The sequence below is a fragment of the Nocardioides sp. NPDC057772 genome (genome assembly GCF_042798075.1).
GTDB lineage: Bacteria > Actinomycetota > Actinomycetes > Propionibacteriales > Nocardioidaceae > Nocardioides.
Genome location: NZ_JBHVKN010000075.1, coordinates 1 through 10858, shown reverse-complemented (window position 1 = coordinate 10858; position 10858 = coordinate 1). Strand labels below are relative to the sequence as shown.

9 protein-coding genes are annotated in these 10858 nt (G+C 68.7%); 5 read left to right on the top strand and 4 right to left on the bottom strand.

Annotated elements, in window-relative coordinates; genetic code table 11:
- Positions 1–24: 24 nt before the first annotated feature.
- Together ACFVJS_RS14330 and ACFVJS_RS14325 are read left to right on the top strand one after the other, a co-directional pair.
- Entirely contained in the window at positions 25–2616 is a 2592-nt protein-coding gene (locus ACFVJS_RS14330) for a M4 family metallopeptidase (protein ID WP_378881176.1), read from the top strand.
- 80 nt (positions 2617–2696) lie between these two features.
- On the top strand, positions 2697–3419 hold the full coding sequence (locus ACFVJS_RS14325; protein WP_378881209.1) for a Type 1 glutamine amidotransferase-like domain-containing protein: 723 nt from the start codon (positions 2697–2699) through the stop codon (positions 3417–3419).
- Here ACFVJS_RS14325 and ACFVJS_RS14320 read toward each other — a convergent pair.
- From ACFVJS_RS14320 to ACFVJS_RS14310, 3 genes are all read right to left on the bottom strand, one after another.
- Positions 3407–3970, bottom strand: coding sequence for a hypothetical protein (locus ACFVJS_RS14320; protein ID WP_378881173.1), 564 nt, complete (start codon positions 3968–3970; stop codon positions 3407–3409). The genes ACFVJS_RS14325 and ACFVJS_RS14320 overlap by 13 nt on opposite strands.
- Before the next feature lie 187 nt (positions 3971–4157).
- The gene (locus tag ACFVJS_RS14315; protein WP_378881171.1) at positions 4158–5408 is read right to left on the bottom strand and encodes a fatty acid desaturase family protein; all 1251 of its coding nucleotides are present in this window, start codon (positions 5406–5408) and stop codon (positions 4158–4160) included.
- A 27-nt stretch (positions 5409–5435) separates the two neighbouring features.
- On the bottom strand, positions 5436–6596 hold the full coding sequence (locus tag ACFVJS_RS14310; RefSeq protein WP_378881168.1) for a ferredoxin reductase: 1161 nt from the start codon (positions 6594–6596) through the stop codon (positions 5436–5438).
- Positions 6597–6692: 96 nt separating this feature from the next.
- Between ACFVJS_RS14310 and ACFVJS_RS14305 the strand changes: the two genes are divergently transcribed.
- The 3 genes from ACFVJS_RS14305 to ACFVJS_RS14295 all read left to right on the top strand — a co-directional run bounded on the left by ACFVJS_RS14305 (position 6693) and on the right by ACFVJS_RS14295 (position 10174).
- Positions 6693–7850, top strand: a complete 1158-nt coding sequence (locus tag ACFVJS_RS14305; RefSeq protein ID WP_378881165.1) for a PucR family transcriptional regulator — start codon at positions 6693–6695, stop codon at positions 7848–7850.
- 291 nt (positions 7851–8141) lie between these two features.
- Positions 8142–8576, top strand: coding sequence for a DUF4383 domain-containing protein (locus ACFVJS_RS14300; RefSeq protein WP_378881162.1), 435 nt, complete (start codon positions 8142–8144; stop codon positions 8574–8576).
- 62 nt (positions 8577–8638) lie between these two features.
- Positions 8639–10174, top strand: a complete 1536-nt coding sequence (locus tag ACFVJS_RS14295) for an FAD-dependent oxidoreductase (RefSeq protein WP_378881160.1) — start codon at positions 8639–8641, stop codon at positions 10172–10174.
- A gap of 61 nt (positions 10175–10235) precedes the next feature.
- Here ACFVJS_RS14295 and ACFVJS_RS14290 read toward each other — a convergent pair.
- On the bottom strand, positions 10236–10858 hold a 623-nt coding region (locus tag ACFVJS_RS14290), incomplete at its 5' end, for an HNH endonuclease (RefSeq protein ID WP_378881157.1).

The following is a 10858-nucleotide window of genomic DNA, read 5'->3' as shown; positions in this document are numbered from 1 at the left end:
GCTCCAGACCGCCACGCACGAGGGGTGGCACGACTGGGAGGTCGTCCCGCACTTCGCCTCCTCCCGCCCCGACGACCCGCACACCCCGACAGCAAGATCGACACCACCGGCGTCGAGGTCGTCAAGGCCGACCTCAACGTCTACCGCATGGGCGCGGCCCAGGGCGTGAGCGGCAAGAGCCTGCTCGCCTGGGTCGTCGAGGTGTCCAACCAGTCCACCGTGCGCGAGACCCTCGTGCTCGACGCCGCCAGCGGCAAGCCGGTCAACCGCTACTCGATGCTCCACTCGGCCACCGACCGCGAACTGGTGGAGAAGCACAACACCCCGGAGACCACCGACGACGCGACCGTCTGGCGCGAGAACGACGCCTTCCCGGGCACGCTCGACCAGGACCAGCAGAACGAGGTCGCCAGCACCGGCGAGTCCTACTGGCTCTTCAAGAACACCTTCGGCCGCGACTCCTACGACGGCAACGGCGCGAAGATGATCACGGTCAACAACGATCCGGCGATCTCGTGCCCCAACGCCAACTGGAACGGTGAGACCACCAACTACTGCTCCGGAGTCACCTCCGACGACGTGGTGGCGCACGAGTGGGGCCACGCCTACACCGAGCACACCTCCGGCCTGATCTACCAATGGCAGCCGGGTGCGCTCAACGAGGCGTACTCCGACATGTGGGGCAACACGGTCGACTTCCTCAACGCGCGTGAGAACACCACCGACGACGTGGCCCGTACCGACGGAAAGTGCTCCTCCTCCACCCGCGGTGCCATCACGCTGACGATCAACTCGCCGGCCGACGTCGCCGGGGACTGCCCGGCCGCTGCCGCCAACTTCGGCCCGGTCTACCCGACCGCCGGGGTGACCAGCGACATCGTGGTCGGCCTCGACGCCGCCAACAGCGGCGGCCCGACGACCACCGACGGTTGCTCGCCGCTGGAGAACGCCGCTGCGGTCAACGGGAAGTTCGTGCTCGTCGACCGCGGCACCTGCCCGTTCGTCCAGAAGGTCGCGAACGCGAAGAGCGCCGGCGCCAAGGGCATCGTGATCGCGTTCCTGCAGGGTCAGCCGATCGGCAGCATCTCCGGCAACTCCGACATCTACGGCGCCACCACCGACTACGCCACCGGCCAGAAGATCAAGAACGCCACCGGCACGGTCAACATCACCATCAAGGACGTCTCCGGGTCCAAGGACGAGTCCGTACGCTGGCTGATGGGTGAGGACTCGACCGCCTTCGGCGGCGCGATCCGCGACATGTGGAACCCGAACTGCTACGGCGACCCGGGCAAGGTCTCCGACGAGGAGTACCACTGCGACGGTGCCACCGACTCCGGCGGCGTCCACGTCAACTCCGGTGTCATCAACCACCACTACGCCCTGCTCGTGGACGGCGGCGCCTACAACGACGTCAACGTGGCGGGCATCGGCCTCGACAAGGCGGCCAACCTGATCTGGCACGCCCAGACCAACTACCTGACGCCTACCTCGGGCTTCCCCGAGTACGCCCAGGCGATGGTCTCCTCCTGCGCCGACCTGATGGGTGTGACGACGCTCAAGAAGCTCACCCTGGGCACCTCGACGCCGCAGACCGGCGGCGGCGAGACCCCGGGCGGCGAGGCCGAGGCTCCGGCACTGGAGCCGATCACGGCCGACGACTGCGCAGCGGTCGCGGCGGCCAACACGGCCACCGAGCTCACCAAGGAGCCGGTCCAGTGCAACTTCGGCCCGATGCTCGACCCGAACACCCCCGCGCTGTGTGGCGAGGGCACCAACGAGGTCACCACCTACACCGAGGACTTCGAGGACGGCCTGACCGGTTGGACCCAGGACGCCGAGGCCGGCGTGCCCGGCAACGACTACCCCTGGGAGGCCGGAAGCGACGTCGAGGGCAACACCAGCGGTCTTGCGTTCGCGCCCGACCCCAACGAGGGCGCCTGCGGATCCGCCACCGGTGACATCACCAGCCGGAACGGCCTGATCAGCCCGACCCTCACCGTGCCCGAGGGCCTCTCGCCGCGGCTGAGCTTCGACCACTCGGTCCTCACCGAGTGGGGCTACGACGGCGGCAACGTCAAGGCCTCGGTCAACGGCGGCGAGTTCAAGCTCGTCGACCAGGCGGCGTACGCCTTCAACGCGCCGGGCGGCACGATGAGCAAGGGAAGCGGGTACATGGAGAACCAGCCGGCCTGGACCGGGTCGGACGGCAACAGCTTCACCGGCAAGTGGGGCACCACCATCGTGAAGCTCGACTCCATCGCGGCTGCCGGCGACAAGGTGCAGTTCCGCTTCGACTTCGGCCGCGACGGCTGTGGTGGCGCCCGGGGCTGGGCCATCGACAACGTCTCGGTGAGCTACTGCACCGAGAAGGCGGTCCCGGAGATCTCCGCCAGCTCTCCCACGCGCGGCAAGGTCAAGGTCACCGTCGACGGCGAGCGCGCCACCGGCGAGATCATCGTCAAGGAGAACGGCATCCGCGTCGGCCGCTTCACCCTGAAGAAGGAGCAGGCGACCTTCCGGGCGCTCCGAGGCACGCACACCTACGAGGTGGCCTACTCGGGTGACCGGAAGAACGAGGCGATCACCGAGACGGTGACCGTCAGGGTCAAGTAGCAGCCACACCTTCGAAGGCCCGCCGGAAACCTGTCGGGCGGGCCTTCTGTGTCCCTACACTCACCCTCAGGCGCGGAACGATCCTGACCCTGGGCGGTGGCGGCTTCTCGATGCCGGACGTGCACGGGCAGGACTTCTCCCCGATCGACGCCGAGCTCGACCGGCTGACCGGGAAGCCGCGGCCGAAGGTCTGCTTCATCGCGACGGCGAGCGGCGACGCGGACAGCTATCACGACAAGTTCCTCGCCGCGTACGCCGACCGCTCCGAGGCGACCGTGCTGTCGCTGTTCAACAAGGCACCGGTCGGGCACGAGCTCCCGATCGACGACCTCGAGCGGCTGCTCGACCAGGACATCGTCTACGTCGGCGGCGGCTCCACCGCCAACCTGCTGGCGGTGTGGCGGCTGCACGGGCTGCCCGCACTGCTGGAGAAGGCGGCCGCCGGCGGGACGATCCTGGCCGGCATCTCGGCCGGGGCCAACTGCTGGTACGAGGCCTCCTCGACCGACTCCTTCGGCCCCACCGCGCCGCTACTGGACGGCCTGGGTTTCCTGCCCGGCTCGTTCTGCCCGCACTACCTCGGCGAGGAGGACCGACGGGAGACGTACCTCCGGTTCGTCGACTCCGGGGCGCTGCCGGCCGGCTATGCCGCTGACGACGGCGTCGCGCTGCTGTGGCGCGACGGAGAGCTCGTCGAGGTGCTCAGCGAGCGGCCCGACGGCGTGGCGTACGCCGTCGGGCCGGGCGGTGAGACCCCGCTCGAGGTGCGGGTGCTCGGCCGGAGCCGAACTCAGGGCAGGTAGAGCAGGACGTACGTCGCGACGTGGCAGAACCCGAACAGCGCGGGCGCCCACACCTCGATGTTGCTCATCGGCAGGTAGCGCGAGCTGTCGCGACCGAGGCCGACAGCCGACCACTCCGCGACACCCGGCGCCGCGGGGAGTTGCTTCTCGAGCTGGGCGATGACGGCGTACTTCCCGGCTGCCATCTGTCGGTAGGAGCGGACGATCCAGAACCAGCCGAGGCACAGTCCGAGGGCGGCGATCAGCGCGATCGTGAAGAGCCAGGGTCGCTCGGGAGCGGTGGCCACCAGGGCGGTGCCGGCGACCAGGACACCGATGTTGAGGATCAGGAAGAACGCACTGGTCACCGTGCGCCGCACGCTGAGCCGCTCGGCCTCGGCGACGTAGAGCTTGTATTGGTCGAAGAGCACCGCGCGGTCACCGCTGGAGAGCACGTCGGGAGGCAGCACCCACAGGCCCTCGGCGAGCGCCGACGGGTTCGGATGGTTGGCCGTCACATAGCTGCGTACCGCGGTCTGGGACCCAGCTCCGGACTCAGCTCCGGGAATCAACTCGTTCTCCATAGTGCCTAGTTGTCTACCGGTCCTGGCGGGTGATGTCCATACGACATTCGTCACCGTGGCGGAGGTGTGGCCGAGGTGTCACCGGCGCTGATACCTCGGTCAGAGCACGTGGCGCCGCGGCAGCCTCGTCGACGCGCTCGGGCCGGCGCCTACGACGCGTGACGCCTCAGCCGGTTCAGATGGCCTTGCCGACAGAGGCGGCGCCGGCGGCCTCGAACTCCTTGAGCAGCCGGCGGCGCGTGCGGGTGTCGCCACGGACCGCCTTGACGAGCTTGACGAACTGACTCGGCGCGTTGCGGACGTTCGTCGACTCGAGGAAGCCGTTGGGGAACGAGAGGCGCACGACCTTGTGCCAGGCGGACGCGACCTGCTGCGGCATGGGCGCGGTGTGGTAGTTCAGGCCGTACTTGTCGAAGAGCGCGCGCACCTTCGGCGCGATCTCGGCGTAGCGGTTCGAGGGCAGGTCCGGGAAGATGTGGTGCTCGATCTGGTGCGACAGGTTGCCGGTCATCACGTGCATGAACTTCGAGCCGGAGATGTTGGCCGAGCCGAGCATCTGCCGGACGTACCACTCACCGCGGCTCTCGTTCTCCGGGATGTCCTTGAGCTCGAAGGTCTCCACGCCCTCGGGGAAGTGACCGCACATGATCACCGAGTGGGTCCAGACGTTGCGGGTGAAGTTGGCGATCAGGTTGGCCAGCAGCGTGGTCGGACCCGAGAGGGTGACCATCGAGAGCGCCGGGTGAGCGACGTAGTCCTTGAACGCCTGACGACGGATCTTCCGGACCGTGTTGCGCGCCATCTGGTGCCAGCCCTCGGGCATCTCGCGGCCGCTCTTCTTGAGGCGGCGCATCTTGCCGAGCTCGAGGTCATAGGCCGCGATCCCGTACTCGAAGATGCACATGTTCAGGAAGTTCATCGCCGGCTGGAACAGGTTCGCCGGCGTCCAGCGCTGCTCCTCGTCGACGCGCATGATGCCCCAGCCGAGGTCGTTGTCCTTGCCGACGATGTTCGTGTAGGTGTGGTGGAGCTCGTTGTGGGAGTGCTTCCAACCCTCAGCGGTGGAGGCGTTGTCCCACTCCCACACCGTGGAGTGGATCTTCGGGTCACGCATCCAGTCCCACTGGCCGTGCATGATGTTGTGGCCGATCTCCATGTTGTCCAGGATCTTGGCGATCGAGAGACCGACGGTGCCGACGACGAACGCCGGCGGGAAGATGCTCGCGAGCAGGACGGCACGGGAGCCGAGCTCCAGCGAGCGCTGGACCTTGATGACCTTGTGGATGTACGCCGCGTCGCGCTCTCCGCGGGTGTCGATGACCTCTTGGCGAATGGCGTCGAGCTCGCGGCCGAGCTGCTCGATGTCGTCGCGGGTCAGGTGGGCGATCGGGCCGGTGTAGGCCGGGGCGTCAGGTGCGATGGTCATTGCTGTCTCACTTCTCGTCGTGGGGGTCTAGGAGGCGGGGTGGTCGATGATGCACTCGCCAGCGGCGGCGGAGATGCAGGTCTGGATCGGTACCCCTTCGGGGCCGGTCTCACCCGGGCGGGCGACGGTGAGCTCGCCGTTGCGGAGGTCGCGCACGGCGCCTTCCTTCATCGGGAGCACACAGCCGAAGCAGATGCCCATCCGGCAGCCGCTCGGCATGAGGACGCCGGCCTCTTCGGCGGCGTCGAGGATCGGCTTGTCACCGGGTGCGTCGACGGTCTTGCCGGTGAAGGCGAGCGTGCCGCCCTCTCCGGTGACGACCGTGGCCAGGCGGAACTGCTCGGTCTGGAGCGGCAGGCCCTCGGCGTCGTACCAGGCCTGGAGGCTGTCGAGGAGCCCGGCCGGACCGCAGGCGTACGCCGTGCGCTCCTTCAGGTCGGGGACGAGCTCGGTGAGCGCGTCGATGTCGAGGCGGCCCTCGGAACCGGTGTAGCGGGTGACGAGGCGGATCGCGCCGGCCTCGTGGAGGGACTCGAGGTTGGGGATGAAGATGGAGTCGGGGCGGCTCGGGGCGAGGTGGACGACCGTCACGTCAAGACGCTGGTGCTCGACGACGCCCTCGTCGGTGACCGGGAAGAGATTGCGCAGCATCCCGATGACCGGGGTCACGCCGGAGCCGGCGGTGATCATCAGGAACTTGTGCCCGCGCAGGTCGCTGGGCAGCACGAAGTCGCCAGCGGCCTGCTCGAGGTGGACGATCTTGCCCGCATGCAGGCGGCGCACCAGGTGGTTGGAGACCTTGCCGTCGGGAACGGCCTTGACGGTGATCGAGATGAGGCCGTCCTTGCGGGGGCCGTGGGTCAGCGAGTAGGCCCGCCAGTGGCGTACGCCGTTGACGTCGACGCCCACGCGGACGTACTGACCGGGGGTGTGACCCTCCCAGTCAGCACCCGGCTTGATCTCGATGGTGGCCGCGTCGGCGGTCTCCGGCGTGACCTTGACGATGCGTCCTCGCAGCTCGGCTCCGGGCCGCAGCGGATTGAACATGTCCAGGTAGTCGGCCGGCGCCAGCGGCGTGGCGATCGTCTCGGCGATCTCCCACGCCTTGCGCGACAGACGCTCGCGCAACGGGAGTCGCTTGCCCCTGCCCGGGGCGAACAGGGCGGGGGATGTAGAGATCTCAGCCATGTATCCCATAGTGCTACTTGATCGAGGTAAACTCCTGTGTTAGCGACGTGAATCTGATAGGTGGATTTATACGTGACGAACAAAAGTTCCCGAGAGGTGCCAGCTCTTTCGTCCTACGACGTCCAGCTGACACCAGAGGTCGTCGCATCGATCCGTGCCGTCCTCCCCCAGGTCGGCGAGGACGTCGTCGCCGCGGTCATCGCCGAGGTGCCGCCCTATCAGGACGCGCTCTCCGGACACATGGGGGAAACCATCCGGACCGCTGTGGGAGTGGCGCTGAGCGGCTTCCTGTCGCTCGCTTCGGGAGCCGGCCTCGCTGCCGACGTGTCGGCCGCGACCCCGCCGGCGCTCCAGGGCGCCTACGACCTGGGACGCGGCGAGGCCAGGAGCGGGCGCACGATGGAAGCCCTGCTCGCCGCCTACCGCATCGGCGCCAGGGTGGCCTGGCGGCAGCTCGCCAGCAAGGCCGTCGAAGGCGGCATGGAGCCGGCGATGCTGGTCGAGTTCTCCGCGCTGGTCTTCGCCTGGATCGACGAGATCTCGGAGGCCTCGGCTGCCGGCCATGCCGATGAACGCGCCACCACCGGGCGCGTTCAGCGCCAACTGCGCGAGCGCCTGGCTCGAAGACTTCTCGCCGAGGCGACACCTGAGGAGCTCGATGACGCGGCGGCGCGCGCCGAGTGGACCCCGCCCAGCACGCTGACCGCCGTACTCGTCCCGAACTCCCAGGTCGGCAGCATCCTCGCCAAGGTCAACCAGTCCACGCTGGAGTTCGACGACCTGCACGATCTCAACGATCACACCCTGCTGCTCGTGCCTGATGCACACGGCCACAGACGCCGCCCCCTGATGAAGGCGCTGGAGGGTCGTCGGGCGGTGGTCGGTCCGGCCAAACCGTGGCGCGAGGCACGGGTCTCCTACGAGCGTGCCCGGCGTGCGCACCTCGCCGGCCTCGGCTCCGACACCGAGCAGCACCTCGTCGAGCTCGTCCTCTCCGCCGACGACGACGCCCGCGAGGACCTCCGCGCCCAGGTTCTCGCCCCGCTGGCCGACCTGCGTCCCGCCACCGCCGAGAAGCTCACCGAGACCCTCCGCTCCTGGCTCCTCCACCAGGGCCGGCGCGACGAGGTCGCCGCCGAGCTCTTCATCCACCCCCAGACCGTCCGCTATCGGATGGGGCAGCTGCGCGATGCGTACGGGGACCGGCTCGACGACCCGGCGACGCTCCTGGCCCTCACAGTCGCCCTGGGCTGATCGAGGTAGAGACAGAAAGGATGGCCCTCCGGCGAGGTCGACGCCGATCCAACCGGTCCGCCGCGGATCCCCGCCATGCCACTCGGCTTCCCGCGGGACTTCGCCGAGGAGACCGTCGATGGATTCGCGGATGAGGTCGGCGTGGCCGGCTGCGTGATGTCGGTGGTCGTCGAACGACTGGCGCCAGGCCGGGTTCCGGACGCAAACCTTCCGCTTACCCGAGCTCGTCGGTATAGGGACCCGGCGGATGGGTACCGCTGAGGCATGACTGACATATCTGACTATCGGTCCATGACCGCGACGCCGCTGCAGACGGCCGCAACGGTCGTGGGCAGCACTTTTCTGCTCGTCGGAGTGCTCGGGTTCATCCCCGGGGTCACCACCGACTATGACTCGATGACCTTCGCCGGTCACGAGTCCGGCGCCCAACTCCTCGGCATCTTCCAGGTGTCGATCCTGCACAACATCGTGCATCTCCTGTTCGGTATCGCCGGTCTCGTGCTGGCCAGGACATGGAACGGAGCCCGCGGCTTCCTGATCGGCGGCGGCGCGATCTATCTGGTCCTGTGGATCTATGGTCTGGTCATCGACCACCGGAGCACGGCGAACTTCGTGCCGGTCAACGATGCCGACAACTGGCTCCACCTGATTCTCGGCGCCGCCATGATCGCGCTGGGCCTGGCCCTGGGCCGGACGCGACGCGCAGGGGGTCACATCGCACCCTGACCATCCGGATCCGGGGAGACGCCCGCGACTCCACCCGGACGTCGACGGAGAGGACGCACCTGATGGAGCACGACAGCGTGTGGCTGGCCACGGCCGAGAGGCCGAGCTACCCCACTCTGGGCACGAGTCGGACCGCCGATCTCGAGGTGGACGTCGCTGTGGTGGGTGGTGGCATCGTCGGGCTGACGACGGCACTGCTCGCCCAGCGACGCGGCCTGCAGGTCGCCGTGCTGGAGGCGGCGACGGTAGGTGGCGGGACCACGGGATACACCACCGGAAAGGTCACCGCACAACACGGGTTGATCTACGCCGATCTGGTCAAACGGCACGGAGACGACAACGCCCGCCGGTACGCCGACGCGATGCGGGCGGGGGTGGAGAAGGTCGCCGATCTCGCCGCGGAGTTGCAGATCAGGTGCGACCTGACCCGAGCCCCGGCCGTGGCCTACACCCGATCGTGGGAGCAACGGTCCCGGATCGAGGACGAAGCCGAGGCGGCTGCTCGGCTCGGACTGTCGGCCCGGGTGACCGACCGCACCGACCTGCCTTTCGACGTCGACGCCGCCGTCGTGTTCGACGACCAGATCCACTTCCACCCCGGCAGGTACGTGGCGGGCCTCGCCGCCGCGTTCACGGCGGCCGGAGGACGGATCTTCGAGGGCACCCGGGTCACCGCCATCGACGAGCAGCGCGACCGCACCGTCGAGCTCACCACCTCGGCCGCCACCGTGGTGGCGCACCAGGTCGTCGTCGCCACGCTGCTCCCGCCCGGCCTGCTCGGCGGCTACTTCGCGCGGACGAGGCCATCGCGCTCCTACGGACTGGCCGTCCGACTGCGCGGCGCCGCACCGACCAGCATGGCGATCGGCATCGACTCACCCACCCACTCGACACGACCGTGGCTGGACCCCGGCCCGAACGGACTGATCGTGGTCGGCAACGGCCACGAGACCGGCGCCGAGCCCGACACCGAGACGATGTACGCAGACCTCGAAGGCTGGACCCGGGCAACCTTCGACGTCGAGGCGATCGACTACCGATGGTCGGCCCAGGACTACACCACCCCGGACCGGGTGCCCTACGTCGGCTACTCCCCGACGAGCGAGCTGGTCCTGGTGGCCACCGGCTTCCAGAAGTGGGGCCTGAGCAGCGGGACCGCGGCCGCGATGATGGTGGCCGATCTTCTCGCCGGCACCGACAACCCGTGGCTGCCCGCGTTCGACTCCACCCGGATCGGCGACGCCCGGGCCGTCGGCCGAATCATCAAGGACAACCTGAAGGTCGGCCAGGAGCTCGTCGCAGGCCGTCGCCACGACCCCGATGTCCAGCCGGTCGCGCAGCTGCGCCCGGGCGAGGGCGGCCTCGTCGACATCGACGGCAGGACCGTCGGTGGCTACCGCGACCTGGACGGCATCCTGCACACCGTGAGCCTCCGCTGCAGCCACCTCGGCTGTCCGCTGCACTGGAACACCGCCGAGACCAGCTGGGACTGCACCTGCCACGGCTCCCGCTTCTCCCCCGACGGCTCCGTCCTCGACGGCCCCGCCGTCAAACCGCTCGGACGGCCGCCGGCGACGGACGGCAGCGGCGTCGACTGAGACCGCCGACACAGCTCCTGAGGTAGGCCCGACGACGCCCGGATGCCGTTCGTCGTGTCGGTCAAGCGGCGGGCGCGTGATCGAGCAGTACGTTGCGCAGGATGCGCTCTGCCCGAGACAGTGGTGGTGGGTCTTGGCCCCAGGTGTCGGGTGGCGGGCTGGTGTAGGTGTGTCCGGTGGGTGTGATGGTGGTGATGGAGCCGTCGGGTCCTGGTCTTGCCTGCCAGCCGAGGGCTTCCTTGGCTTGGTTGCAGCGTTCGCACAACCCTTGGAGGTTCTCGGCGATGGTTTCTCCGCCGTCTGCGTGGCGCTGGATGTGGTCGATGTTGCGGATCGGGGCATCACACCCGGCGGTGCGGCAGATCCCGCCGTCGCGGGTGGTGATGAACTCGGCCAGCCCGTCGGGGGCTTTGCGGGAGCGTGATTCCATCGCGACCAACTGTCCGGCGGGGTCGGTGAACAACCGCCGGATGAACACCTCCGCGTCACTGAGCGCATCGCGGGCCCAGGCTGCTGGGACGGGGCCGTAGCCCTCTACCATGGCCGGCTGATCGCTGGTGTGGGCCAGGGTGTCGGCGGTCATCACGATCTTGACCTCGATCCGCGGCTTCGTCTCAGCGCTGCTGCGGCCGGTGATCCGGTCGACGAGGGTGTCGGCCATGACCTGACCCCGCGTCCGCTCAT